The sequence below is a fragment of the Lysobacter sp. HA18 genome (assembly GCF_054057595.1).
This window is the reverse complement of sequence record NZ_JBSRZL010000001.1, coordinates 1,451,113-1,474,304: the sequence shown is the minus strand read 5'-3', so window position 1 is coordinate 1,474,304 and position 23,192 is coordinate 1,451,113. Positions and strand designations below refer to the sequence as shown.

26 protein-coding genes are annotated in these 23,192 nt (G+C 67.6%); 7 read left to right on the top strand and 19 right to left on the bottom strand.

The window, feature by feature from the left end:
* Positions 1-16: 16 nt before the first annotated feature.
* From ACVWWW_RS07500 to ACVWWW_RS07465, 8 genes are all read right to left on the bottom strand, one after another.
* Positions 17-1,477 carry a UdgX family uracil-DNA binding protein gene (locus ACVWWW_RS07500; RefSeq protein WP_051235072.1) on the bottom strand — a complete coding sequence of 487 codons (1,461 nt, stop codon included), beginning with the start codon at positions 1,475-1,477 and terminating at the stop codon, positions 17-19.
* Positions 1,477-2,709, bottom strand: a complete 1,233-nt coding sequence (locus tag ACVWWW_RS07495) for a putative DNA modification/repair radical SAM protein (RefSeq protein ID WP_027082862.1) — start codon at positions 2,707-2,709, stop codon at positions 1,477-1,479. The genes ACVWWW_RS07500 and ACVWWW_RS07495 overlap by 1 nt, the downstream gene beginning before the upstream one ends.
* Before the next feature lie 73 nt (positions 2,710-2,782).
* Entirely contained in the window at positions 2,783-3,490 is a 708-nt protein-coding gene (locus ACVWWW_RS07490) for a UdgX family uracil-DNA binding protein (protein WP_081672051.1), read from the bottom strand.
* Positions 3,490-4,344: a DUF3298 and DUF4163 domain-containing protein gene (locus tag ACVWWW_RS07485; RefSeq protein ID WP_027082861.1), complete on the bottom strand. Its 855-nt coding sequence runs from the start codon at positions 4,342-4,344 to the stop codon at positions 3,490-3,492. Before ACVWWW_RS07485 ends, ACVWWW_RS07490 begins: the two co-directional genes overlap by 1 nt.
* Before the next feature lie 72 nt (positions 4,345-4,416).
* Positions 4,417-5,130 carry a pseudouridine synthase gene (locus tag ACVWWW_RS07480; RefSeq protein WP_036141890.1) on the bottom strand — a complete coding sequence of 238 codons (714 nt, stop codon included), beginning with the start codon at positions 5,128-5,130 and terminating at the stop codon, positions 4,417-4,419.
* Between the two features lie 62 nt (positions 5,131-5,192).
* Positions 5,193-5,465, bottom strand: coding sequence for a GNAT family N-acetyltransferase (locus tag ACVWWW_RS07475; RefSeq protein ID WP_027082859.1), 273 nt, complete (start codon positions 5,463-5,465; stop codon positions 5,193-5,195).
* 60 nt (positions 5,466-5,525) lie between these two features.
* Positions 5,526-6,122 (bottom strand): rhomboid family intramembrane serine protease, encoded by a 597-nt coding sequence (locus tag ACVWWW_RS07470; RefSeq protein ID WP_027082858.1) that lies wholly within the window; start codon positions 6,120-6,122, stop codon positions 5,526-5,528.
* A 22-nt stretch (positions 6,123-6,144) separates the two neighbouring features.
* Complete coding sequence (locus ACVWWW_RS07465; protein WP_036141887.1) at positions 6,145-6,777, bottom strand: glutathione S-transferase family protein; 633 nt, start codon at positions 6,775-6,777, stop codon at positions 6,145-6,147.
* A 74-nt stretch (positions 6,778-6,851) separates the two neighbouring features.
* Between ACVWWW_RS07465 and ACVWWW_RS07460 the strand changes: the two genes are divergently transcribed.
* Both ACVWWW_RS07460 and ACVWWW_RS07455 read left to right on the top strand, forming a co-directional pair.
* Complete coding sequence (locus ACVWWW_RS07460) at positions 6,852-8,624, top strand: M14 family metallopeptidase (protein ID WP_456998743.1); 1,773 nt, start codon at positions 6,852-6,854, stop codon at positions 8,622-8,624.
* Between the two features lie 46 nt (positions 8,625-8,670).
* Complete coding sequence (locus tag ACVWWW_RS07455; protein ID WP_081672049.1) at positions 8,671-9,678, top strand: MliC family protein; 1,008 nt, start codon at positions 8,671-8,673, stop codon at positions 9,676-9,678.
* Here the strand turns inward: ACVWWW_RS07455 and ACVWWW_RS07450 are convergent, their stop codons facing one another.
* On the bottom strand, positions 9,679-10,428 hold the full coding sequence (locus ACVWWW_RS07450) for a DUF72 domain-containing protein (RefSeq protein ID WP_027082855.1): 750 nt from the start codon (positions 10,426-10,428) through the stop codon (positions 9,679-9,681). It abuts the gene before it with no gap.
* Between the two features lie 32 nt (positions 10,429-10,460).
* Positions 10,461-11,012: an RNA 2',3'-cyclic phosphodiesterase gene (thpR, locus tag ACVWWW_RS07445; protein WP_051235066.1), complete on the bottom strand. Its 552-nt coding sequence runs from the start codon at positions 11,010-11,012 to the stop codon at positions 10,461-10,463.
* Positions 11,013-11,094: 82 nt separating this feature from the next.
* Here thpR and ACVWWW_RS07440 point away from each other — a divergent pair, with 82 nt between their 5' ends.
* Positions 11,095-11,943: an SDR family oxidoreductase gene (locus tag ACVWWW_RS07440; RefSeq protein WP_027082854.1), complete on the top strand. Its 849-nt coding sequence runs from the start codon at positions 11,095-11,097 to the stop codon at positions 11,941-11,943.
* Between the two features lie 6 nt (positions 11,944-11,949).
* Here ACVWWW_RS07440 and ACVWWW_RS07435 read toward each other — a convergent pair whose 3' ends face one another.
* The 7 genes from ACVWWW_RS07435 to rsmD all read right to left on the bottom strand — a co-directional run bounded on the left by ACVWWW_RS07435 (position 11,950) and on the right by rsmD (position 16,879).
* Complete coding sequence (locus ACVWWW_RS07435) at positions 11,950-12,579, bottom strand: alpha-ketoglutarate-dependent dioxygenase AlkB (RefSeq protein ID WP_051235064.1); 630 nt, start codon at positions 12,577-12,579, stop codon at positions 11,950-11,952.
* Between the two features lie 40 nt (positions 12,580-12,619).
* A complete protein-coding gene (locus ACVWWW_RS07430; protein ID WP_027082853.1) occupies positions 12,620-13,006 on the bottom strand; it encodes a YbjQ family protein in 387 nt (128 codons plus the stop codon).
* Between the two features lie 62 nt (positions 13,007-13,068).
* On the bottom strand, positions 13,069-14,802 hold the full coding sequence (gene ggt / locus ACVWWW_RS07425; RefSeq protein ID WP_027082852.1) for a gamma-glutamyltransferase: 1,734 nt from the start codon (positions 14,800-14,802) through the stop codon (positions 13,069-13,071).
* Positions 14,802-15,065 carry a YfhL family 4Fe-4S dicluster ferredoxin gene (locus ACVWWW_RS07420; protein WP_027082851.1) on the bottom strand — a complete coding sequence of 88 codons (264 nt, stop codon included), beginning with the start codon at positions 15,063-15,065 and terminating at the stop codon, positions 14,802-14,804. Before ACVWWW_RS07420 ends, ggt begins: the two co-directional genes overlap by 1 nt.
* A 172-nt stretch (positions 15,066-15,237) precedes the next feature.
* Complete coding sequence (locus tag ACVWWW_RS07415; protein WP_027082850.1) at positions 15,238-15,735, bottom strand: hypothetical protein; 498 nt, start codon at positions 15,733-15,735, stop codon at positions 15,238-15,240.
* A gap of 20 nt (positions 15,736-15,755) precedes the next feature.
* Positions 15,756-16,253: a pantetheine-phosphate adenylyltransferase gene (gene coaD, locus ACVWWW_RS07410; protein ID WP_027082849.1), complete on the bottom strand. Its 498-nt coding sequence runs from the start codon at positions 16,251-16,253 to the stop codon at positions 15,756-15,758.
* Positions 16,250-16,879, bottom strand: coding sequence for a 16S rRNA (guanine(966)-N(2))-methyltransferase RsmD (gene rsmD / locus ACVWWW_RS07405; protein WP_051235062.1), 630 nt, complete (start codon positions 16,877-16,879; stop codon positions 16,250-16,252). The genes coaD and rsmD overlap by 4 nt, the downstream gene beginning before the upstream one ends.
* 63 nt (positions 16,880-16,942) lie before the next feature.
* Between rsmD and ftsY the strand changes: the two genes are divergently transcribed.
* Genes ftsY through ACVWWW_RS07385 form a run of 4 tightly spaced genes read left to right on the top strand, consistent with a single transcriptional unit; the run spans position 16,943 to position 20,750 of the window.
* Complete coding sequence (gene ftsY, locus ACVWWW_RS07400; protein ID WP_027082848.1) at positions 16,943-18,160, top strand: signal recognition particle-docking protein FtsY; 1,218 nt, start codon at positions 16,943-16,945, stop codon at positions 18,158-18,160.
* On the top strand, positions 18,157-19,425 hold the full coding sequence (locus ACVWWW_RS07395) for a hypothetical protein (RefSeq protein ID WP_027082847.1): 1,269 nt from the start codon (positions 18,157-18,159) through the stop codon (positions 19,423-19,425). The genes ftsY and ACVWWW_RS07395 overlap by 4 nt, the downstream gene beginning before the upstream one ends.
* Positions 19,415-20,479: an A/G-specific adenine glycosylase gene (gene mutY, locus ACVWWW_RS07390; protein ID WP_027082846.1), complete on the top strand. Its 1,065-nt coding sequence runs from the start codon at positions 19,415-19,417 to the stop codon at positions 20,477-20,479. Before ACVWWW_RS07395 ends, mutY begins: the two co-directional genes overlap by 11 nt.
* 1 nt (position 20,480) lies before the next feature.
* Entirely contained in the window at positions 20,481-20,750 is a 270-nt protein-coding gene (locus ACVWWW_RS07385; RefSeq protein ID WP_027082845.1) for an oxidative damage protection protein, read from the top strand.
* Positions 20,751-20,754: 4 nt separating this feature from the next.
* Here ACVWWW_RS07385 and ACVWWW_RS07380 read toward each other — a convergent pair whose 3' ends face one another.
* Together ACVWWW_RS07380 and ACVWWW_RS07375 are read right to left on the bottom strand one after the other, a co-directional pair.
* Complete coding sequence (locus ACVWWW_RS07380; protein WP_027082844.1) at positions 20,755-21,282, bottom strand: hypothetical protein; 528 nt, start codon at positions 21,280-21,282, stop codon at positions 20,755-20,757.
* A 9-nt stretch (positions 21,283-21,291) separates the two neighbouring features.
* Positions 21,292-23,178: an ATP-binding cassette domain-containing protein gene (locus tag ACVWWW_RS07375; RefSeq protein WP_027082843.1), complete on the bottom strand. Its 1,887-nt coding sequence runs from the start codon at positions 23,176-23,178 to the stop codon at positions 21,292-21,294.
* Positions 23,179-23,192: the final 14 nt, after the last annotated feature.

The following is a 23,192-nucleotide window of genomic DNA, read 5'->3' as shown; positions in this document are numbered from 1 at the left end:
TGACCGAGCGCCGATGCTAGTCCTGCAATGCGGCCGGAAGTGCGCGCGCAGGCGGCCGTTCGTCGACCACATCAAGCGGCCGCGACGCGATGCGCATGAGGTCGGCGACGAAGCCGCGATACGCGTCGCCCTGGGATTCCGGCGGCTGTCGCAGCACCCAGGATGGATGGACGGTGGCGAGCACGGGTGTGCCGATGTCGAGCGATTGCCAGCGGCCGCGTTCGCGCATCAGCGAGAAGGTTCGACCGAGCAGCGCGTTCGCCGCAGTCGCACCGAGGCAGACGATGCGGTCGGGACGCAGCAGCGCCAGCTCGCGATCCAGCCATCCACGGCACGCACTCTGTTCGGCGGCATTCGCACGCTGGTGGATGCGCCGCTTTCCGCGCATCTGGAACTTGAAGTGCTTGACCGCATTCGTCACGTAGACGGACGAGCGATCGAGGCCAGCCTCCGCCATTGCGCGATCGAACAGCCGCCCCGCCGGGCCGGTGAACGGTCGACCGGACAGATCCTCTTCGTCGCCCGGCTGCTCGCCGATGAAGACGATGCGCGCATCACGCGGACCTTCACCGGGCACCGCCTGTGTTGCAGGTTTCCACAACGGACACGCGCGACAGCCGCGAAGCGCGAGGTTCAGTGCCTCAAGATCATCGACCGGCGTCGGCGTTGCGAACACGGGCGCCGGGATGTGTCGACGCGCGGGTTCCGGCGCACGTTCGACCATCGCATCGACGCGCCGAGACGCATCGCGCATCAATGCCGGCAGATCGCGCGCTTCGGGCAGGTGCTTCCAGAAGCGCACGGGCATTTCAGCACGCATGGCACGCGGGTTGAGTCGCGCCGGATTGAAGATGCTCGCGTAGTAACGACGCCAGAGCGCTTCGCCGGCGTCATCGGTCGGTACTTCACTGCGATCGCCACCCTCGCCCATCACCAGCATCGAGCCGTCCCAGACCGCGCGCCGGTACGGCGTCAGGATCGCCCAACGCATGCCGGCGAAGCGGCGCTCGAAGAACGGCGCGACGAGATCGACGACGTGGTGATCCGGCTCGTACCAGGCCACGAACGCGTTGGATTCGCCGGGCACTTCGCGAAATCGCACGAAGGCTTTCATCTTGTGCGCGTCGCGATGCACGGCCTTCTGAAGCTGCATGGCGCGACGCACTTCAATGTCGGACTCGTGTTCGAGCAACGATGGTTCACCGTGCGTCACGCGCCAGACCAGGCGATACGCGAGCGCATGACGCTGCGGGTCGCGATGCGCGAGCACGGCTTGAGCGAGTCGCAGGAACGCGCCCGGTACTGCGGGTGCATCGTGCACCGGCTCTGCATCGGCAAGCGGACGACCGCCGAGCAGCCCGTCGGCGTCGCCATTCCATTCGATGAGCTCAGGCGCGATGCCGGCCTGCAACGCCAAACGCGCTTGCCCGCGCCACGCGGCGAGATCCCACGACGGCTCGACCGCCGCACGCCACATCAGAACAACGCCGACTGCACCGGCGCGGGTGCGAGCTTCGCGCGGATCCTCTCGGGCCGGTCAAGCGCGCCGCGCGGATGGTGGTCGAGCGTCTGCACGAACGGGAGCACCTTGTGCAGGCTGACGCCGAGACGCGCGAGATCATCCAGACGCATGCGTGCAAAGCGTCGCGATGACAGCACGCGCTTGACCGTCTTCGTGCCGAGGCCCGGCACGCGCAGCAGCATTTCGCGCGGCGCAAGGTTGACGTCCACCGGGAACCGATCCGGATGGCGCAGCGCCCACGCGAGTTTGGGATCGACGTCGAGATCGAGCATGCCGGCGTCCGTATCGCGCGGCGCGATCTCTTCGACCTCGAAATCGTAGAAGCGCATCAGCCAATCGGCCTGATACAGGCGATGCTCGCGCACCAGTGGCGGCGATTTGAGCGGGAGCGCGACGGATGCATCGGGAATCGGGCTGAACGCGGAGTAGTAAACGCGGCGCAGGCGGTAGTTGCCGTAGAGGTTCGCGCTGGTGTCGAGGATGCTGCGGTCATCCGCGCCATCGGCACCGACGATCATCTGCGTGCTCTGCCCGGCCGGTGCGAATGTCGGCGCACGCACGGCTTTCACACGCTCTTCCTTCGACTCCTCGATGCGCCAGCGCAACTGACCCATCGCGCCGCGGATGCTCGACGTGGTCTTCTCCGGCGCGAGCCTCGACAACCCGCTTTCGGTCGGCAACTCGATATTGATGCTCAATCGATCCGCATGTCGGCCCGCTGCTGCCAGCAGCTCGGGCGACGCTTCGGGAATGGTCTTGAGATGGATGTAGCCACCGAACGCATGATCCTCACGCAGCGAACGCGCGACTTCGACGAGCTGCTCCATCGTGTAGTCGGCATTGCGAATGATGCCGCTCGAAAGGAACAGGCCTTCGATGTAGTTGCGTCGATAGAAGTCGAGCGTGAGCCGCACGACTTCATCGGCGGCAAAACGCGCGCGACGCACGTTGCTGCTGCGGCGGTTCACGCAGTAGGCGCAGTCGTAGACGCAGAAGTTGGTCAGCAGGATCTTCAGCAGCGAGACGCATCGCCCGTCCGGCGTGTACGAATGGCAGATCCCCATGCCGCCGGTGCTGCCTATGCCGCCAGTTCCGATCGAATCGCGTGTCTTCCCGCCGCTGGATGCGCAGGACGCGTCGTATTTCGCGGCGTCGGCGAGGATCGCGAGCTTGTCGATCGTGTTCACGGGCCGGCTCCGTCGAGGTCCGGCGATCGTGGGAGGCGTCCGTCTCGGCCTGTGAGACGGCGCCTGAACCCGTTCAGTGAAGTTGGTTCAGTGCAGTCAGCAGTGCGAGGTCGTCGCGAAATGCACGGAAGGCCGCCTCGCGATCGGCGTCACCGCGTTGGCGCAGCACCCACGACGGATGCATGGTCGCGAACGCGCGTCGTCCGTCCGGCAATTCCTGCCATTGGCCGTGCTGCTTCATCAGCGCGAACTTCGAGCCGAACACCGCTTTGGCGGCGATCGCACCCAGGCAGACGATCACATCCGCCTTCACTGCCTTGAGTTCGCGCTCGAGCCAGATATGGCAGGCCTTCTGCTCGGCGGGATTCGGTTGCTTGTGAATGCGCCGCTTGCCGCGCGGCTCGAACTTGAAGTGCTTCACCGCATTGGTGACGTACATCGTCTTGCGATCGAGCCCGAGTTCGTCGATGGCCTTGTCGAAGATGCGACCCGCCGGCCCAACGAACGGTTCGCCCGCGATGTCCTCGCTGTCGCCGGGTTGTTCGCCGATCACGATGACGCGCGCTTTCGGCGAGCCTTCGCCGAAGACTGTTTGTGTCGCGGGACGCCACAGGTCGCAGCGTTTGCATGCGGCCGCGGCTTCGCGAAGCGCGCGCAGGCTGTTGCCGGCAGGCTCGGGCGCGGTGCCTTCGGGAACGTCGGGAAAGCGCTCGTCGCCTCCGCGCGCGGCCGGCGCACGAACGCGCGAAGTCGGCGTGTGCGTCGACGCGCGCGGCGACATCAGCCGGTGGCCTGGAACAACGTGCGATACGCGGGCGCGATGTCCTGCATCAGCTGCGATGCCGGCAGGTCGACCGTATGCATGCCTTCCGAATACGGCCCGACCTGATAGGGCGGAAACACGAAGCGCAGTGCGGTGATCTTGCCGGCGCCGTCGAGCACGGGCTCGAACACCGCGAAGTCTTCGGGCTTGGGCTCCGTGCCGCCTTCGATCATCGCGTTCGCCGACTTCAGCATCGCGGCGCGATCATGCGGATCGACCTTGTCGGCATCCAGGCGCTGTTCGAGCTCGGTGTGCAGCTGCGTGCGTACATCGCTGGCGATGTGCTCCCAGCTCTGCGCCTGCGGGAACAGTTCCGCGGCGGTAAGCATGCGGTTCTGCGCGGGCAGCCAGACCCAGCGCTGGATCATCGGCATGCCGTGCGCGCCGCCGGTGTAGGCGCTGCCGTCGACGGCCAGCACCACCATGTCCGGCGCCTCGTGCTTCAGCTGGAACTCCAGCGACAGCTCGTACGGGCCGGCGGCCGTATCCGGCGGGCGCTGCTTGGCGGCGTCGAGCACCTGCTGGCGCGCCTGCGCGGCATAGCGCTGCGCCTCTGCGGCAAGGCCCGGATATTTCGACAGATCGCGCGGATAGCTGATGCCGATGATGTGCGTCGACGTGGTTTCCAGCTCGTCCTTGAGCGCGACGCTCGGCGCCGTTGCGCCGGACGCAGGTTGCGCGCTGCCCGACGGCGTGGCGGTGCCGCCTTGGGGCGCGGGCGCGGGCTTCTGGCAGGCGGCGAGCAACAGGCAGACGACCGCAGGCGCGGCCAGCGAGAGCACGCGGCGGGGAAGCGTCGAAAGGGATGTCATGAAGTGTCGCGAAATTGAACGGGGCGTCGACACGAAATTAATGGGTCGCGTGTGATGCCCGTATCGACGCGATCACCAGTCGGTGCGGCCCGGCAGCAGCGCGTGCAGCTCGGCGTCGGTCAGGTTGCGCCACTTTCCGATCTTCAGGTGCCCGAGCTTGACCGCACCGATGCGCACGCGAACCAGCGTTTTGACACGATAACCGAAGTGCGCGGCCATCAGGCGGATCTGGCGGTTCAGTCCCTGCACCAGCGTGACGCGGAAACCGAAACGGCCGAGCTTTCCGGTCTTGCACGGCAGCGTCATCTGCCCGTGCACCGGCACGCCGCGCGCCATCCCGCGCAGGAACTCGTCGGTGACCGGGTTGTTCACCGCGACGAGGTACTCCTTCTCGAGCTTGTTCTCCGCGCGCAGGATCTCGTTGACGATGTCGCCGTTGCTGGTGAGCAGGATCAGCCCTTCCGAATCCTTGTCGAGCCGGCCGATCGGGAAGATGCGCTGCTCGTGGCCGACGAATTCGACGATGTTGCCCGGCACCGCGCTTTCGGTGGTGCAGGTAACGCCGACCGGCTTGTTGAGCGCGATATAGACGTGGCGACGCTTGTTCGGCGCCGCCTTGCGCGCCGCGACCTTCTGGCCGTCGACCAGCACCTCGTCGCCCTCGCCCATTTCGGCGCCGACTCGCGCGCGCAGGCCGTTGATGGTGACGCGGCCTTCCGCGATCAGCCGGTCCGCTTCGCGTCGCGAGCAGAGGCCGGTGTCGCTGATGTATTTGCTGATGCGCATGGGCGGGTCGGGCGTCGTCGGGGCGCGGATGCTGTCACAACCGGGCCGCGGCTGCAGCGGGCTCAGCCGGCCAGCACGTCCGCGTAGTCCGGATGGCGCTGTGCCCAGGCCGCGGCGTAGCTGCACAGCGGCCGCACGCGCAGGCCGTTCGCCCGGGCGTAGTCGAAGCCCGCCCGGACCAGGTCGCCGGCGACGCCGCGCCCGCCGATCTGCGAAGGCACGCCGGTATGCGTGATCGCGAGGACGCCATTTTCGATGCGGTAGCCCATCTCGGCTTCATGCCCGTCGACGGTCACCACGAAACGCTCGGCGTCGGGTTGATGCTGTACGTCCATCGATTGCTCCTTGATTGATGCGACGAGCAGACACCGGCCGCGATGCAGGGCCGGTGAGCGTCAGAAGTGCGGCGAGGCCAGCGCAGCGAGGAAATGTCGGCCCACCGCCGGATTCATGACCAGCATGAAGATCACGCCGTAGATCGCGCCGGAAAGATGCGCGTTATGGTTCACGCCATCCGCGCCGTTGCGGTCCGCCCAGAACGACCACGCGAGGTAGCCCGCGCCGTAGAGGATGCCGGGCACGGGAATCGGGATGAGGATCATCATCCACGGGTCGATCAGGATCGCGGCGAACAACATCGCGGCGACTGCACCCGACGCACCGAGGCTGCGATAGCGGCTGTCGTCCCGATGGCGCAGGTAGCTGGGCAGGATCGCGACGATTACCGCCGACACATAGAAGAAGACGAACGTGATCGGGCCCGACAGGCCTTCGACGATGCGCTCGGTCAGCCGCCCGAAGAAGAACAGCGTCAGCATGTTGAAGAACAGATGCGACAGGTCGGCGTGCACGAAGCCGTGCGTGAGCAGGCGTTCGACCTGCCCGCGGCGCACCGCCGGCGGCCACAGCAGCAGGCGTTCGGCGAGTTGGGGTTTCTGCAGCGCGATCCACGACACGATCGTGGTCACGGCGATGATCAGGAGAGTCAGCATGCGTCGGTCGGTTGCGTGGTGATCAGGCCCATTCGGTGAGGCCTTCGCGTTCGTAGAGCGTGGCGAACGACGGCCGCGCCTTCATGCGGCTGGCGAGCGCGCCGAGGTGCGGCCAACGGTCGCCAGGCCTGGGCATGCCGCGCGACCAGCGCAGCAGCATCGTCAGGTAGAAGTCGGCGACACAGGGCTGGCCGCCGAGCAGGAACGGGCCGTTCTTCGCGAGGTGGTCGTCCAGCCGCTGCCATGCGGCCTCGATGCGCGGGATGACGTGCTCACGCGCGATTTCGATGTTCGCGTCGCCCGCGACTTCATGCGGATACCACCAGATGCGGAACAGCGGCTGCACCGCGTTCGCGAGGTGGAACATCCACTGGTTGTAGGTCGCGCGCTCGGCGGAATCGAAACTCGGCGCGAGGCGGCCGACAGCGTAGCGGTCGCCCAGCGTCATCGCGATCGCCGCGGCCTCGAACGTCGCGCGGCCTTCGTCGACGTAGGTCGGGACCACGCCGTTGGGGTTCATGGCGAGGTACTCGGGACTCTTCTGCTCGCCGGCGGCGGTATCCACCTTGCGCAGCTCGACGTCGAGACCGAGCTCGATGAGCAGCCAGTGGACGACCATGCTCGCGGCGCCGGGCGCGTAGTACAGGCTGCGCATCGGGATCCTCCGGACGGAACGGCCGGGCATGATCGCACGGGCGGCCGGCTACCATGCGGGCACCTCCCCGCTGCCTGCCGCCGATGAATCGCACGCCCCTGCTCGCCGCCCTGCTCGCCGTCGCCCTGCCCGCCCTTGCGCAGGACGCGCTCACCACGGTGTCCGAACGCAGCGGCTTCGTGCGCACCGGTCGCTACGACGAAGTCATCGCGCTTTGCGACGCCTTCGCCGCGAAATACCCGAACGCCGTTCGCTGCGAAACATTCGGCACCACGCCGGAAGGCCGGCCGATGAAGGTGCTGGTCGCGTCCACGTCCGGTGCGCTGACGCCGGAAGCGGCACGCGAGCGCGGACTGCCGGTCACGCTGATGCAGGGCGGCATCCACGCCGGCGAAATCGACGGCAAGGACGCGGGCTTCCTCGCCCTGCGCGAACTGCTCGACGGCAAGATCGCGAAGGGCGCGCTCGCCAAGCAGGTCTTCGTCTTCGTGCCGGTGTTCAACATCGACGGCCACGAGCGCTTCAAGGCCTGGAACCGCCCGAACCAGCGCGGCCCGGAAGAAATGGGCTGGCGCGCCACCGCGCAGAACCTCAACCTCAACCGCGATTACATGAAGGCCGACGCGCCGGAAATGCGCGCGATGCTGGCGCTGATCGAGCGCTGGGATCCGGTCGCGTACGTCGACCTGCACGTCACCGACGGCGCGAAGTTCCAGCACGACGTCGCCGTGCAGGTCGAGCCGGTGAACTCCGGCGACCACGCGTTGCGCACCGCGGGTCGCGCACTACGCACCGGCACGATCGCGCGCATGACGAAGAAGGGCGCGATGCCGCTGCCGTTCTATCCGTCGTTCATCAAGGGTGATGATCCATCGTCGGGCTTCGAGGACGGCGTGTCGACGCCGCGCTTCTCGCTCGGCTACATGCAGCTGCGCAACCGTATGGCGATGCTGGTCGAAACGCATTCGTGGCGCCCGTATGCGTATCGCGTGCGCACCACGCACGACGCGATCGTCGCGGTGCTCGAGGAAGTCGCGGCGAACGGCGTCGCGTGGCAGCGCATGGAACGCGAGGCGGATGCGCGCGCAACCAAGCTGGCCGGCACCTCGGTTCCGCTCGACTACAAGGCGACCGACGCGACGCGCACGATCGACTTCAAGGGCTACGCCTACACGCGCACGATGTCCGACATCTCCGGCGCATTGATGACGCGCTACGACGAGACCAAGCCGCAGATCTGGCACATCCCGCTGCACGACGTCGTGGTGCCGCGTATCAGCGCCGACGCACCGCAGGCCGGTTACATCGTGCCGGCCGCATGGGTCGACATGGTCAAACCGACGCTGGATGCGCACGCCGTCCGTTACGAGCGCATCGCCGCGCCGCTGCAGAACGTCACCGCGCAGGCATGGCACGCCGACACGATCACGTTCTCGGCCGATTCGTTCGAAGGCCACCAGCGCCTGGACGCCAAGGGCGCGTGGACGCCGGCGACGCCGTCGCTTGTCGCAGGTGCATTGTTCGTGCCGATCGCGCAACCGAAAGCTCGCCTCGTGATGGGCCTTCTGGAGCCCACGGCACCGGATTCCGTCGCCGGATGGGGCCGCACGAACACCGCGTTCGAGCGCAAGGAATACATGGAGGACTACGTCGCCGAGGAAGAGGCCGAGAAGATGCTCGCCGCCGATCCCGCGCTGCGCGCCGAGTTCGAGAAGCGCCTGAAGGACGACCCCGACTTCGCGAAGAGCCCGGACAAGCGCCTCGAGTTCTTCTATCGCCGCCACAGCGCGTGGGACGACCGCTACGGCGTGTATCCCGTGCTGCGCGTGGATCGCGACCCGCGCTGACGCTGCGTCCATGCCGCATGGGTGACCCTGTCCGCGGAGGTTCTTCATGCATACCCGGACGTTGATCGCCCTCGCCGCCTGCAGCACGCTGCTGGCCGGTTGCCCGTCGCATCCGCCGACCGCGACGACGACGACGTCTGCCGATACCGCAACACCGTTGACCAGCCTCGTTCGTGGCAACGCGACGTACGTCGAGCGCATCAAGATGCCGCCGGGTGCGTCGCTGCAGGTCGAGCTGATCGATGCCGCGTTGCAGAAGGTCGTCGTGGCTAAAACGTTCGACGATGTGGCGGGCCCGCCCTACCCGTTCGAGCTGCGCGTACCGACCGACGCGCGCCCTGCGGGTTACGCGCTGCGCGCGACGCTGACCGGCCCCGACGGCGTGCGCTGGTTCGAGACGCCTGCGCCGGTCGGCGTGACGCCAGGCGGCGATGCCGTGGAGTTGCGCATGCGCCGCGTGGTTGCACGCGACGACACGAGCAGCGCGGCTGCAGCTACCGGTCCCGTCGCGCATTGGGAATGCGGCGACCTCGGTGTGATGTCGCGCTTCGACGACGCGCCGAAGCAGGTGCGCCTCTCGTTCAACGGTGCATCGCTGACGCTGCCGATCGCGCCTTCCGCCTCCGGCGCGCGCTATGCGGACGCGCGTGGCGCCGAGTTCTGGACCAAGGGCGCGACGGGCACGCTCACGCTTGTCGGCGAGCCATCGCGCGACTGCGTGCAGGCCGTGCAGGTGTCGCCGTGGAACCGGGCGGTCCTGCGTGGCGCGGTCTTCCGCGCGGCCGGCAGCGAGCCGGGATGGACGGCCGAGATCGCCGGCACGCCACCGATGCTCGACGCACTGCTGGACTACGGCCAGACGCGCGTCACCGCGCCGATGCAGGTCGCCGCCGACGGCTATGACGGCAGGGACGCGTCGGGTCGCGCCGTGCACATCACCGTGCGCAAGGAACGCTGTCGCGACGGCATGAGCGGTCAGGCCTTCGAGGCGACGGTGATGCTCGACGTCGCCGGCACCGCCTATCGCGGCTGCGGCGCGCACCTGCAGGACTGATCAGCCCCGCGGGCTTTCGCCATCGAGCATCGCTTCGAGGCGCAGCGCATCGAACGTCGCATGGCCCAGCGCCGTGTTGTCCATGACGACCCAGCAATGCAAACCCTCGTAGCGCGCGGCGGCGATGTCGTCCGCCCACGGCTGCAGCCCTTCTTCCCCATAAGCGTCGTAGTAGATGCGCGGCGAACCGTGCAGCCGCCAGTAGCGCAAACCGCCTGCGCCGCCGGCCTTCGCGGCTTCCGGGAAACGCGCAGGGTCGGCGGCGACGCGCGAGACCTCGAACCGCGTCCAGAACGCATCGACCTGCGCTTCGAACCACGTCGCGTGGCGTGGCTCGCAGACGATCGCGCCGTCGAACCGCGTGCGCAGCGCGTCGAAGAACGCGCTTGCAACGTCCAGCTCGAACGCGAGGCTCGGCGGCAGTTGCACCAGGATCGGGCCCAGGCGGTCGCCGAGTTCGCGCACTTGCGAGAGGAACGTTTCGATGATGTCCACCGGCGCGTGCAGGCGCGCGTCGTGCGTTGCCGCTCGCGGAAACTTCACCGCGAAACGGAAGCCGTCGGGCACGCACGCCGCCCACTTCGCGTACGTCTTCGGCTGGTGTGGCCGGTAGAACGACGAGTTGATCTCGACCATCTCGAAGCGGCGCGCATAGCGCTGCAGGTGCGTGCCATCGCCCGGAAAGAATTCGGCATGCGCGCTGGAAATGCCCCAGCCCGCGCAGCCAATGTGCAGATCCTTCGTCGCCATGCGCCAGAGGCTGCATGCATGGGCGTGAACGCTCAGGCGTCGCGCAGAGGCCAGCGGTCGATCACGTCGTAGCGTCCGTCATGGCTGTGCACGAGTACGAAGTCCGTCACCGGCCATGACACCGGCTCGATTTCGACTTCCGGCAGCGCACCGCGAACGTTGCGCAACACCGTGATGTGTGGCGAGAAGGTCTCGTGCAACCGGTAGGGAATGTCGGCGTCGCCCAGCGCGTGTCGCAGCGTCGACCACAGCGCATCGAGCCCCGAGTTACCGGATGGGGCCAGCCAACCGACACGCGCGCCAGCGAACCCACCCGCGCGTTCGACCACGAGATGGAACGCACGCTCGTCGACAATGGACACCGCGTCGCGCGCGCGCTCGATCACGTCGTCGGGGCGCCCATGCCAACCACCGAGAAAATGCAGAGTGATGTGGTGCTTGGCTGCAGCGGTACGACGCCCCGCGCCTTCGAACATCGACACGCCATCGACCGCCCGATCGAGCGCGGCGCGCACCTCGTCGCCCGGCCATAGCGCGAAGAAGAGCCGGTGTCCGCCGCCGGTAGTCGCGGGATCCGTCGTCATGCAGCGAGTGTAGGCGTCGTCGCTTCATGCCGTTGCGACGGCAACGTGCGGACCATTCGTGCGGAAGAACAGGAGGGTGCCGATGGCCACGCGCAAATCTGCCGCGAAAAAGATCAGCGAGCCCGGCCGCCAGCGGTCCATGGGCAAGCAGCCGGAAACGATCCGGGACGGCTACCGCGGCAGCGGCAAACTCGAAGGCAAGGTCGCGCTGGTGACCGGCGGCGACAGCGGCATCGGTCGCGCGGTCGCCGTGCATTTCGCGCGCGAGGGCGCGAACGTCGCGATCGTCTACCTGTCGGAGGACGACGACGCGCGCGATACCGAACGAATGGTGGTGGCGGAAGGACGCCGCTGCCTGTTGCTGCGCGGCGACGCGCGGAGTGAAGCGCGATGCCGCTGGGCGGTCGAGCAGACGGTGAAGAAGCTCGGCGCGCTCAACATCCTGGTCAACAATCTTGCAGACCACGTGTCGCAGGAACGGCTCGAGGACGTGAGCAGCAAGCAATTGAAGGCGACGTTCGAGAACAACGTCTATCCGTTCTTTTTCATCACGCGCTTCGCACTGGAGCACCTCGGCGAAGGCGACGTCATTATCAACACCGGCTCCGTCACCTCGTTCCGCGGCAGCGAGCACCTGCTGGACTACGCGTCGACGAAGGGCGCGATCGAGACGTTTACGTATTCGCTCGCGAAGAACCTGGTCAAGCGCCGTATCCGCGTCAACGGCGTCGCGCCCGGCCCGATCTGGACGCCGCTGATCACGTCCACCTATGGGCCCAAGGAACAGAAGGAATTCGGCCGCGACACGCCGATGGGCCGGCCGGGCCAACCCAGCGAGCTCGGGCCGGCTTACGTGTTCCTCGCCAGCGAGGACAGCAGCTACATCACCGGCCAGTTCATCCACGTCAACGGCGGCAGCTTCATCGGCTGAGCGCGGTCAACCTGCGGGACGATAGCCGCGCAGCAGATCGCCGCCGGGCTGGCGCACGCGGAACGCGAGGCTGATCCGCGGGCCGACGGTGTCGCGTGTCTTGGGAATCCCGTGATCGTGCGTCGACTGCGATGCGTGGCTCATCACCAGCAGGCTGCCCGGCTCCAGAGGAAGACGGATACGGCGTCCCGGGATACCGGTTTTCGGCGTGATCACCATCTCGCGCACGTCGCCGAGCGAGACGAGGGCGATCGGCTGACCCGGCATCAGCGCGTGCAGTGTGTCGTTATGCGGCGCGACGCTGTCGCGGCCATCGCGATAGAGATTGATGCCGACCGTATCGAACGGCGCGTCGACGACCGTGCGCACCGTTGCGAGGATTTCGCCGATCGCAGGCGGCACGTCGGGCGACGCGAGCGGATACGACGCGATCAGGCGCGGCACTTCGACCGTGCGTTCGTACATCTCGCGCTGCAGGGCGCGCCACTGCACATCGCTGCGGAGCGACTCGAACCAACGCTCGGCTGTCGCGGCATCGATCAGGCCGGGGCGGTAGCGAATGCCGCCCTCGGCGTCGTCGAACAGAGCGACGTCGCCGGTATCGAACAATGCGGGCTGGCCGGTGCGGGTGGACATGGCGACAGCTTCGCGCGCCCGCGTCGCACCGGCGGTGAATTCAGCGCTCGGGCTCGACGATGACGGCCGTGCCGTAACACAGCACTTCGGTGAGGCCGGCCATCAGCTCGGTGGCGTCGTAGCGCGTGGCGATGATCGCGTTCGCGCCCAGCTGCCGTGCGTGCAACATCATGTCGCGGTACGTCTCCATCCGCGCCTGCTCGCAGAGCTGCGTGTAGATGGTGATGTTGCCGCCGAACAGCGACTGGATGCCGCCGAGGAAATTGCCGACCACCGACCGCGAGCGGACGGTGATGCCGCGCACGATGCCGAGGTTACGAAGCACGCGCATACCCGGAAGCTCCAGCGCCGTGGTGACCATGGTGTCGTTGAGCGACAGACCGTTCGAATGCGACGACGGCGCGGCGGTGGTGTTGTAGGGATCCATGAGGGGCTCCTATTGGTCGCCCCATCATTCCACGGCCGCTTGCCGCGGTCGCGTGCCGTCGCTTAGCGCCCTGTGGCCTTGCTCTCCACCGTCGCCTTGCCCATCGGGTTGCGCGGGTCCGTGCCGCCCTCGAGCGTATTGGCGCGCTTGTCCCACGCAACCGTCTGCAGGTTGCCCCACGTGGACTCGCCGGCATTGACCTTGTGGCCCATCGCTTCCAGCGACTTCACGGTCTGCGCGTCGAGCGCGCCGGCCTCCGCGGAGATCACGTCGGGCAACCACTGGTGATGCACCCGTGGAAGCGCCGCGACCTGTTGCGCCGACAGACCCGCGTCGTAGCCGAGAATGCCGTAGAGCACCTCGGTGATGATTCGGCTGCCGCCGGGTGCACCGATCACGACGAGCTTGTCCTTCGACTCCATGAAGCTGGGCGTCATCGAGCTGAGCATGCGCTTGCCCGGCTTCGGCGCATTTGCCTCGAACCCCATCACGCCGAACGCGTTCGCGGTGCCGGGCTTCAGCGCGAAATCGTCCATCTCGTTGTTGAGCAGCACACCGGTGCCCGGCGCGATCATGCCCGAGCCGTACGTCAGGTTGACCGTCTGCGTGGTCGACACGCGATTGCCCTGCGCGTCGATGATCGAATAGTGCGTGGTCTCGTCGTCTTCGAGCGGCGCCGGCTGGCCCGGCAGCAGTTCGCTGGGCGTCGCCTTCTCCGGATGGATCGTCGCGCGCAGCCCGGCCGCGTAATCGGGCGACATCAGGCGCGACATCGGCACTTTCACGAAGTCGGGGTCGCCGAGGTAGATGGTGCGGTCGCGATACGCCCGGCGCATCGCCTCGGTCAGCACGTGCGTGCGGTGCGCATTGTCGAGCTTCTGCAGATCCCAGCCCGACACCGTCTGCAGGATTTCGGCGAGCGCGACACCACCCGACGACGGCGGCGGCGACGTGGTGATGCGCCAGCCGCGGTAGTCGAACACGAGTGGCGCGCGCTCGCGGACGCGGTAGCCCGACAGTTCCGCGGCGGTCCAGCGGCCGCCCTCCTCGGTGACGGCGGACAACAGCTTCGTCGCGGTTTCGCCGCGATAGAAACCGTCGAAACCCTTGCTTGCGATCAGCTCGAGCGTGTGTGCGAGCTCGGGCTGCTTGAACGTTTCACCGACCTTCGGCGGATCGCCGTCGGCGAGGAACACTGCGCGCGTGCCGCGGTAACGCTCCATCACCGTGCGACGGCTGGCGTAACCCTTTTCGAGACGGTCGTAGACGGGAAAGCCTTCGCGCGCGACGCGGATCGCCGGCGCAAGCGTCGTCGACAGCGGCAGCTTTCCGTACTTCTGCGCGATGTGCACCAACGCCGCTGGCAAGCCCGGAATGCCTGCGGACCACGGGCCGTTCTCGGAGCGATCGCGGTTGAGATCGCCCTTCGCGTCGAGGAACGCCGCGGGCGTCGCGGCTTCCGGCGACGTTTCGCGCGCATCGACGAACACGTCGCGCCCGGTTTTCGCCTCGTGCAGCAGGAAGAAGCCGCCGCCGCCCAGGCCGGAACTCACCGGCTCGACAACCGACAACATCGCCGACACCGCCACCGCCGCGTCGAACGCGTTACCGCCCTTGTGCAGCATCTCCATGCCGGCGTCCGTCGCAAGCGAGTGCGCGCTGGCGATCGCCGCGCCCGGCGGATGCGTTGCTTGCGTCGCGGCAGGTTTTGCAGCGGCCGGCGTCTTGGCAGCCACGGGCAATGCGACGAACAGCGACAGAACCGCAGCGGCAAGAACGTGCATTACAGGACGCATCAAACGTGCTCCAACGGGCCGCCGGCGAGCGCGATGGCCTTGGCCAGCAACTCGTCGCGGGTTTCGGGATGGGCGGTATCGGGGTCGATGCATTCGACCGGGCAGACGACGACGCACTGCGGCTCGTCGAAATGGCCGACGCATTCGGTGCAGCGCGCGGGGTCGATCACGTAGATGACCTCGCCCTGCGAGATCGCCTGGTTCGGGCAGGCGGGTTCGCAGACGTCGCAGTTCACGCAGAGGTCGTTGATGCGGAGTGACATGCCATCGCAGCCGGTGTCGAGGCAGCATTGTCGCACCCACGGCCGGAACCGTTGCCGACGCGGGCTGCACGCCGGGTTGTCGGCCACGCAACAGCGCGCGACCCGGAAACGACGACGGCCGGCGAATGGCCGGCCGTCGAGGCGATTGCGGCGGAAGCCGCGACCGCGGGTCTTACTTGGCTTCGACGAACTCGAACTTCGCGCCCGACGGCTTCACCGCCGCCTCGGCGCGGTCCTTGTCGGCCGCGTCGCCGATGAACAGCACGCGCACGCCCTTCATGGTGTCGGCGCCGGCGCCGGTGAACGCGGCGACGATCATGTCGGCGGCCTGCTTGGACTCCGGCGAGGCGAATGCGAGCAGCGTGCCTTCGACGCCACCACGTGCGACGTCTTCCTTCGCCTTGTCGACCTGGCGCTGGAAGGTGTCCTGGAAGCCGGCTTCGCTCGACGGCGGCAGGGTGTACGCGTAGACGCTGGACGCGCCCTCGAGGTGACGGGTCACCTGGTCCTTGATGTAGTTGTCCCAGCCGGTGCCATCGGTCGGGCTGGTCGGCTTGGCGACGGCCGGCTTCTGCGTTGCGGCGGTCTGCGTGCCTTCTTCCTTTTTGCACGCCGCCAGGACCGGCAGCGCGAGCACGGCGAGCAAAATCAGGCGGGTGGTGTTCTTCATGCGTTTCCTCGGGGTTGACATCAAATACGCCGCCAGTGGTCTTGCAGCGCGGTGGCCACCGCCGGGGGAACGAAACCGGATACATCCCCGCCGAGGCGGGCGATTTCGCGGACCAGCGATGAAGAAATGAATCCGTATTGCTCGGCCGGGGTCAGGAACAAAGTCTCGACCTCCGGGATCAGGTGGCGATTCATGCTCGCCATCTGGAACTCGTATTCGAAGTCCGACACCGCGCGCAGGCCACGCAGCAGAACGCCGGCGCCGACCTCCCGCACGAAATGCGCGAGCAGCGAATTGAAGCCGCGCACTTCGACATGCGGATGGTGGGCGATCGCGTCCTTGGCGAGCTCGACGCGCGTAGCGAGCGGGATCGACGGGCCCTTCGACGGGCTTTCCGCGATGCCGATGACCAGGCGATCGAACAACGGCGCGGCTCGATCGACGAGGTCGATGTGACCGTTCGTGATCGGATCGAAGGTGCCGGGATAGACGGCTGTGCGGTGACGTGCCGCGGTCATGGAATCTCGTGCGGGTTCGACGGCTCCCCGGCCGTCGCTTCGGGATCGAGTGTAGCAGCGGCGGACGCGTGTGAAGGGGCCCGGTAAAGGGCGTAGCGGACCTCCCGAGTGCGGCCTTCGCGATGCAGCTCCCAGTTCGCCGGCACGCCGGGGTCGACGTCCGCCGGGCTTTCGACGTGGACCAGCGCATCGGCCGCGAGCCGTGGTGCGAGCACCGGCCACACCCGCGACCACAGCCCGCCCGCGAACGGCGGATCGACGAAGGCGATGTCGAAGGTCGCGCTCGACGACGCCAGCCAGCCGACCGCATCGCCCTGCACCACTTGCCCGCGTGCGCCGCCTTCGAGGCGGCCGAGCGTCGTGCGCAGCGCGTTCGCAAGGCTTGCGTCGCGCTCGACCAGCACCGCCGACGCCGCGCCGCGCGACAGCGCCTCGAGCCCGAGCGCGCCGGTGCCGGCGAATACATCGACCACACGCGCGTCCGGCAGCCACGGCATCAGCCAGTTGAACAGCGTCTCGCGAACGCGGTCGGACGAAGGCCGCAGGCCCGCGACCTGCGGAACGTCCAGGCGCGTTCCGCGCCATCGTCCACCGATGAGGCGGACCTTTCCGGGTGACGTGTTCATCGGGGCTGCGTGGGGGCCGGTGCTAGCATGTCGCGCCCATTTTCCCCTATTCCGACGCCGCCGATGCTGAGTTTTCTGCGCCGCAAGAAGCCGACCGATTCCGAGCGGCGGATGTCCGCCGAGGAGATCGCCGCGGCGTTCGCCGGCGCCGATCCCGTTGCCACGCCGGAGGCGCCGGTCGAGTCCCTCGACGCCAGCATCAACGATCCGGCCGCGGTCGACGCCGCCGGTGAGTGGCTCGGCACCGCGCTTCCGACGCCGGCCGAGCCGGCGGTCGAACTGGAGCCGCCGGTGGCCGAGGCGGTCGAGTCGTCGGATGAGCTTCTCGGCGTGTCCAGCGATTCCGTCGCCGCCGCGGCCGGCAAGCGCGGCTGGCTCGACCGCCTGCGCGGCAACGCGTTCACCCGTTCGATCGGCGGTCTGTTCGCGCGCAACCCCAAGCTCGACGACGACCTGCTCGACGAAATCGAGACCGCGCTGATCACTGCCGATGTCGGCGTCACCGCGACGACCGAGCTGGTCGACGATCTTCGCAAGCGCATGAAGGCGCGCCAGTTCGCCGACGCGAACGCGTTGCTCGCCGCATTGCGCGCCGACCTGCTCGCCATGCTCGAGCCGGTGTCGAAGCCGCTGGTCATCGATCGCAGCGCGAAGCCATTCGTTCTTCTTACGATCGGCGTCAACGGCGTCGGCAAGACCACCACCATCGGCAAGCTCGCGCGCCGTTTCCGCGACGAGAACCGCAGCCTGATGCTCGCCGCCGGCGACACCTTCCGCGCCGCGGCGGTCGCGCAGCTGCAGGCCTGGGGCGAGCGCAACGGGGTGCAAGTGATCGCGCAGGGCCAGAACGCCGATGCCGCATCGGTGGCGTTCGACGCGTTGCAAGCGGCGAAGGCGCGCGGCACCGAAGTACTCATCGCCGACACCGCGGGCCGCCTGCATACGCAGCAGGGCCTGATGGCCGAACTCGGCAAGATCAAGCGCGTGTTGCAGAAGCTCGACCCCGCCGCACCACACGAAGTGCTGCTGGTCATCGACGGCACGACCGGCCAGAACGCGCTCTCGCAGCTGCGCCAGTTCCATGCGGCGATCGGTGTGACAGGGCTCGTCGTGACCAAGCTCGACGGCACCGCGAAGGGCGGTGTGGTGTTCGCGCTCGCACGCGAGTTCGGCATTCCGATCCGCTTCGCCGGCATCGGCGAGCGCCCGGAAGACCTGCGTGTCTTCGACGCCGCGGCCTTCGTCGACGCCCTGCTTCCGGAGTCGCTGGGCGGCGGATGACCGACGGAACCCCGGTCGAACCGAATCCGCCCGCCGCGCCTCCGCGGCGGCGTCGCGCATGGCTGATCGTCGCGATCGTGTTGATCGCCGCGCTCGCCGGACTGGTGCGCTGGGCGACGCGCCCGCAGCAGGTCGCATCGCTGGTGCTGTCCCAGGCCAGCCGCGCGCTGGGCCTGCGCATCACCGCCAAAGGCGTCACCGAATACACGTTGGGTGACATGCCGCGCCTTGTGCTGCGCGAGGTCACCGCGCAGCGCGACGGCGACGCGACGCCGGTGCTGCGGGCCGATCGGATTTCGCTCTCGCTTCCTTGGTCGACGCTCAAGTCGCGCGGCGCTGACCTCGTCGTGCACCGCGTCGAAGTCGACCATCCGCGCATCGACATCGCGGCCATGCAGCGCTGGCTGGCGACGCGTCCGCCATCGCCGCGACGTCCGACACCGACGTTGACGGATGGCTTCGTGGTGCGAAACGGCATCATCACCGGCGAAGGCTGGACGATCGATGCGCTCGCCATGAACGTGCCGCGCCTGGCGCCGAAGCAACTCGTGCACGCGACGCTGAAAGGCCGCGTCGTCGCCGGCGATACGCGCATGCCGTTCGATGTCGCTGCGACACTCGCGCGGCGGGAGATGCCGGCGGGACTCGGCGTGGCTGGCGCCGCGACGGTCGAGCGTCCGGAGTGGACGCTACCGCTCGATCTCGTGCTCCGCGGCGTTCCGGATCTGACGCATGGCATCGCACTGGATGACATGTCGCTAGGCGCGCGTGCGCGTTACGTCGCGAAGCCGACCGACCTCCCCTTCCGCCTCGGCATCGGCGGACGCGCGACGTATGCGCAGGGCTTGCACATCGCTCCGTTCGGTCTCGCGCTTCGCGAAGGCGAAACGATTCCCGACGTCACTGCTTCGGGTCGGCTGGACTGGACATCCGCACTCACGCTACGACTCGAGGGCGAGATCGCACGTTGGCCGTCGGCGTGGCCTGCGCTGCCCGCGCCGATCGGTCGCCCGCGCGGCGCGCTTCCGATGCAACTGGCCTACGACGGTCCGACCGATCTTTCAGGCAACACGTCGCTGCAACTTACGTCGGGCGCAACGCGATTCGATGGGAGGTTCCAGCTTGCGAAGATGCTCGCGTGGATCGATGCGTCGTCCACCGGCACGCCGCTGCCACCGCTCGATGGCCGCGTCAGTACGCCGCGTCTCGAGTTGCCCGGCGTGACCATGGAAGGCGTCGAGGTCGAGTTCACCGATGGCGAGTGAGGGTTTCGCCGCGCGGCTGCTCGCGTGGTTCGACGTCAACGGCCGCCATGACCTGCCCTGGCAGCATCCGCGCACGCCGTACCGCGTGTGGCTGTCGGAAGTGATGTTGCAGCAGACGCAAGTCGCGACGGTCATTCCCTACTTCCACCGCTTCGTCGATGCGCTGCCGACGCTGCAGGCGCTCGCCGATGCATCCGCGGATCAGGTGCTCGCGCTGTGGTCGGGCCTCGGCTATTACACGCGCGCTCGCAACCTGCACGCGGCGGCGAAGATCTGCATGGAATCGCACGGTGGCGAATTGCCGCGCGACGTCGATGCGCTCGCCGCGCTGCCGGGCATTGGCCGCAGCACGGCAGCAGCGATCGCCGCGCAGGCATGGAACGACCGCCACGCGATCCTTGACGGCAACGTCAAGCGCGTGCTCGCACGTTTTCATGGCATCGAAGGGTGGCCCGGAACGCCGAAGGTCGAGCGCATTCTCTGGGGCTTCGCGCAGGCGCATGTCGAGGAAGCGGGTCTGCCGGACGCCCGCCTTGCCGACTACACACAGGCGCAGATGGATTTCGGCGCGACTCTGTGCACGTCGCGTCGTCCGGCCTGCGTGATCTGCCCACTGCAGGACGACTGCATCGCGCGCATCGAAGGTCGTCAGGACGAATTGCCGACACCGCGCCCTGCGAAGACGCTGCCGCATCGACATGCCGTGATTCTCGTACTGCGCGACGCCGATGGACGCGTGCTTCTGCGGCGGCGCGAACCGACCGGGGTCTGGGCGTCGCTATGGTCGCTTCCGCAGTTCGACGACGAAGCGGCGGCGGACGCCTGGATCGCATCGCAGCGCACACCCGCCAGTGCGGTGATGTGGCTCGACGACGTCGCACACGGCTTCTCGCACTACCATCTCACCCTGCGGCCGCGCCTGCATCGCATCGAAGCGCTGCCGACGCGTGTCGCCGAAGACGATTCGAGCGCATGGGTGACGCGCGGCGATCTCGCATCGCTCGGCATTCCCGCACCGATCCGCACGCTTCTCAACCGTTTGTTCGAGGACTGACATGCCACGTACCGTCGACTGCGTATGGCTCAAGCGCGAGGACGAAGGCCTCGACTTCGTGCCGTGGCCCGGCGAACTCGGGCGTCGCGTCTACGCGCAGGTGGGCAAGCAGGGCTGGGCAGCGTGGCTCGCGCACCAGACCATGCTGATCAATGAGAACCGGCTTTCGCCGATGAATCCGAAGCACCGCGAATACCTCGCCGAACAGATGGAAAAATTCCTGTTCGGTGGCGGTGCCGACGCGGCAACGGGCTACACGCCGGAGCCCTGATCGTTCAGCGCGACGACGGGTCGCGACTGCATGTCCCCGGCGCCCGCCCGGCCTTCGCAAGTACCGCCGTCTGCGACTGGGACGTCCACAGCACGCAGGTCAACTCGCCTTCGCGTTCGAAACGCGCGAGTTGCGTGGCTGCGGTACCGGCATCCATTCCCGGCAACAACGGAACGAGCTGCTGCACCACGCGCCAGGCGTCGATGCCGTAATACGGCAGGCTGACCATGCCATCCCTGCCCTGCACGGTCAGCAGCGGATGGGCGCGGCCATCGGGTGATCGCGCTGCGGCCAACGTATGCGCCAGCACGACGTCGGCATTCCCAAGTGACGCGCGCTGCAGACGCTGGCCCGAGACCCGTGCGGTGAGCACCCGCGTGCCGGCATCGATACTGACGATCGCCTTCTCGGCATGCGCGCGTTGCGCCGCGACGAACGCCGCCTGGTCATGCGTTCGCTTGGCCTGCAGCGCCCAGTAGCTGCCGAGCACAAGGGCGAGCACGACGATGATCGATACCCACCACTTGCGCATGGCGACTCCTCAGCTATCGAGTTCCGACCAGCGCGCGTAAGCGGTGTCGAGCTCCGCCTGCACGCGTGCGATTTCCGCATTGTGCGCCGTGATCGCGGCGGCGTCGCGGGTGTAGAACGTGGGCTCGGAGAGCGCATCGGTGAGCCGCGCGACTTCGGTTTCAAGCGTCTCGATGCGTGCCGGCAGCGATTCCAGCTCGCGCGTTTCCTTGAAGCTGAGCTTGCGCTTGGCGGGTGCGGGTGCGGGTGCGGGCACGGGCGCGACGGGCGCAGCCGATGCGCGCGGAAGCTCGGGCTTCGACGACCTCGAACCCGCTGCGGGCCGCTGGCGCACCCAGTCGGTGTAACCGCCGACGTAGTCGCCGACCTGCCCGTCGCCTTCCATGACCAGCGTCGACGTCACCACGTTGTCCAGGAAGTCACGGTCATGGCTGACCAGCAGCAACGTGCCCGCGTAATCGCCGAGCAGCTCTTCGAGCAGTTCCAGCGTTTCGACGTCGAGGTCGTTGGTCGGTTCGTCCATTACCAGAAGGTTGGACGGTTGCGCGAACAGGCGCGCGAGCAGCAGGCGGTTGCGCTCGCCACCGGACAGTCGCGTGATCGGTGCGCGCGCGCGTTCCGGCGTGAACAGGAAGTCCTGCAGGTAGCCGATGATGTGCTTGCGCTTGCCGTTGAACTCGACGAACTCGCGGCCCTCCGCGACGTTCTCGATCGCGTTCCAGTCTTCGCGCAGCGTCGCGCGGTACTGGTCGAAGTAGGCGATCTGCAGGTTGCTGCCTTCGCGCACTTCTCCCGTTTCCGGCTTGAGTTCACCGAGCAGTGTCTTCAGCAGCGTGGTCTTGCCGCTGCCGTTCGGGCCGATCAGGCCGATGCGGTCACCGCGCATGATGCTGGTCGACACATCGCGCAGGATCTTACGGCCGCCGAGCGACACCGAAACATCCTTCGCCTCGATCACCTTGCGGCCGGATGCGTCGCCCTGCGCGGCTTCCATGCGCACCTTGCCGGTCTGCTCGCGACGCTGCGAACGCTCGTCGCGCATCGCCTTCAGACGACGCACTCGGCCTTCGTCGCGCGTGCGGCGCGCCTTGATGCCCTGGCGAATCCACACTTCTTCCTGCGCCAGCAGCTTGTCGAAGCGCGCGTTCTCCTGCGCTTCGGAGTGCAGGCGTTCTTCGCGACGTCGCAGGTAGTTGTCCCAGTCGCCCGGCCAGCTGGTGAGCGAGCCGCGGTCGATCTCGACGATGCGCGTCGCCAGCGACCGCATGAAGCGGCGATCGTGGGTGATGAAGATCAGCGTGCCGCGCCACGACTTCAGGAACCCTTCCAGCCAATCGATGGATTCGATGTCGAGATGGTTGGTCGGTTCGTCGAGCAGCAGAACGTCGGGCGACGACACCAGCGCGCGCGCCAGCATCACGCGGCGACGCATGCCGCCGGATAGGCCCGCGAACGCCTGGTCGCCATCGAGCGAAAGCCGCGTCAGCGTTTCGGTGACGCGCTGGTCCAGCGACCACGCACCGAGTTCCTCGATGCGCGACTGCACTTCCGCCAGCGCATTGGCGTCGATGTGCTCGGCATGGCTGAGATGGTGGAATCGCGCGAGCAATGCGCCCTGCTCGCCCAGGCCGCCGGCGACGACGTCGAACACGTCGCCCGCGGTATCGATCGGCACTTCCTGCTCGAGCCGCGCGACGCGCACGCCGTCTTCGTAGCGCACCTCGCCGTCGTCGGCATGCAGGTCGCGCGAGATGAGTTTCAGCAGCGTGGACTTGCCGGCGCCATTGCGGCCGATGACGGCGATTCGCTCGCCGGGATCGATGGACAGGTCGACGTGGTCGAGCAGCAGCGGGCCGCCGACGCTGAAGTCGACGGACTGGAGAGTGATCAGGGGCATCGCCGCATTCTACG

Bases quoted from the DNA above. Each gene is read 5' to 3' on its own strand.
- ACVWWW_RS07500 (WP_051235072.1), bottom strand. From the start codon at position 1,477: ATGTGGCGTGCGGCGGTCGAGCCGTCGTGGGATCTCGCCGCGTGGCGC.
- ACVWWW_RS07490 (WP_081672051.1), bottom strand. From the start codon at position 3,490: ATGTCGCCGCGCGCGTCGACGCACACGCCGACTTCGCGCGTTCGTGCG.
- ACVWWW_RS07485 (WP_027082861.1), bottom strand. From the start codon at position 4,344: ATGACATCCCTTTCGACGCTTCCCCGCCGCGTGCTCTCGCTGGCCGCG.
- ACVWWW_RS07480 (WP_036141890.1), bottom strand. From the start codon at position 5,130: ATGCGCATCAGCAAATACATCAGCGACACCGGCCTCTGCTCGCGACGC.
- ACVWWW_RS07475 (WP_027082859.1), bottom strand. From the start codon at position 5,465: ATGGACGTACAGCATCAACCCGACGCCGAGCGTTTCGTGGTGACCGTC.
- ACVWWW_RS07470 (WP_027082858.1), bottom strand. From the start codon at position 6,122: ATGCTGACTCTCCTGATCATCGCCGTGACCACGATCGTGTCGTGGATC.
- ACVWWW_RS07465 (WP_036141887.1), bottom strand. From the start codon at position 6,777: ATGCGCAGCCTGTACTACGCGCCCGGCGCCGCGAGCATGGTCGTCCAC.
- ACVWWW_RS07455 (WP_081672049.1), top strand. From the start codon at position 8,671: ATGCATACCCGGACGTTGATCGCCCTCGCCGCCTGCAGCACGCTGCTG.
- ACVWWW_RS07450 (WP_027082855.1), bottom strand. From the start codon at position 10,428: ATGGCGACGAAGGATCTGCACATTGGCTGCGCGGGCTGGGGCATTTCC.
- thpR (WP_051235066.1), bottom strand. From the start codon at position 11,012: ATGACGACGGATCCCGCGACTACCGGCGGCGGACACCGGCTCTTCTTC.
- ACVWWW_RS07440 (WP_027082854.1), top strand. From the start codon at position 11,095: ATGGCCACGCGCAAATCTGCCGCGAAAAAGATCAGCGAGCCCGGCCGC.
- ACVWWW_RS07435 (WP_051235064.1), bottom strand. From the start codon at position 12,579: ATGTCCACCCGCACCGGCCAGCCCGCATTGTTCGATACCGGCGACGTC.
- ACVWWW_RS07430 (WP_027082853.1), bottom strand. From the start codon at position 13,006: ATGGATCCCTACAACACCACCGCCGCGCCGTCGTCGCATTCGAACGGT.
- ggt (WP_027082852.1), bottom strand. From the start codon at position 14,802: ATGCGTCCTGTAATGCACGTTCTTGCCGCTGCGGTTCTGTCGCTGTTC.
- ACVWWW_RS07420 (WP_027082851.1), bottom strand. From the start codon at position 15,065: ATGTCACTCCGCATCAACGACCTCTGCGTGAACTGCGACGTCTGCGAA.
- ACVWWW_RS07415 (WP_027082850.1), bottom strand. From the start codon at position 15,735: ATGAAGAACACCACCCGCCTGATTTTGCTCGCCGTGCTCGCGCTGCCG.
- coaD (WP_027082849.1), bottom strand. From the start codon at position 16,253: ATGACCGCGGCACGTCACCGCACAGCCGTCTATCCCGGCACCTTCGAT.
- rsmD (WP_051235062.1), bottom strand. From the start codon at position 16,879: ATGAACACGTCACCCGGAAAGGTCCGCCTCATCGGTGGACGATGGCGC.
- ftsY (WP_027082848.1), top strand. From the start codon at position 16,943: ATGCTGAGTTTTCTGCGCCGCAAGAAGCCGACCGATTCCGAGCGGCGG.
- ACVWWW_RS07395 (WP_027082847.1), top strand. From the start codon at position 18,157: ATGACCGACGGAACCCCGGTCGAACCGAATCCGCCCGCCGCGCCTCCG.
- mutY (WP_027082846.1), top strand. From the start codon at position 19,415: ATGGCGAGTGAGGGTTTCGCCGCGCGGCTGCTCGCGTGGTTCGACGTC.
- ACVWWW_RS07385 (WP_027082845.1), top strand. From the start codon at position 20,481: ATGCCACGTACCGTCGACTGCGTATGGCTCAAGCGCGAGGACGAAGGC.
- ACVWWW_RS07380 (WP_027082844.1), bottom strand. From the start codon at position 21,282: ATGCGCAAGTGGTGGGTATCGATCATCGTCGTGCTCGCCCTTGTGCTC.
- ACVWWW_RS07375 (WP_027082843.1), bottom strand. From the start codon at position 23,178: ATGCCCCTGATCACTCTCCAGTCCGTCGACTTCAGCGTCGGCGGCCCG.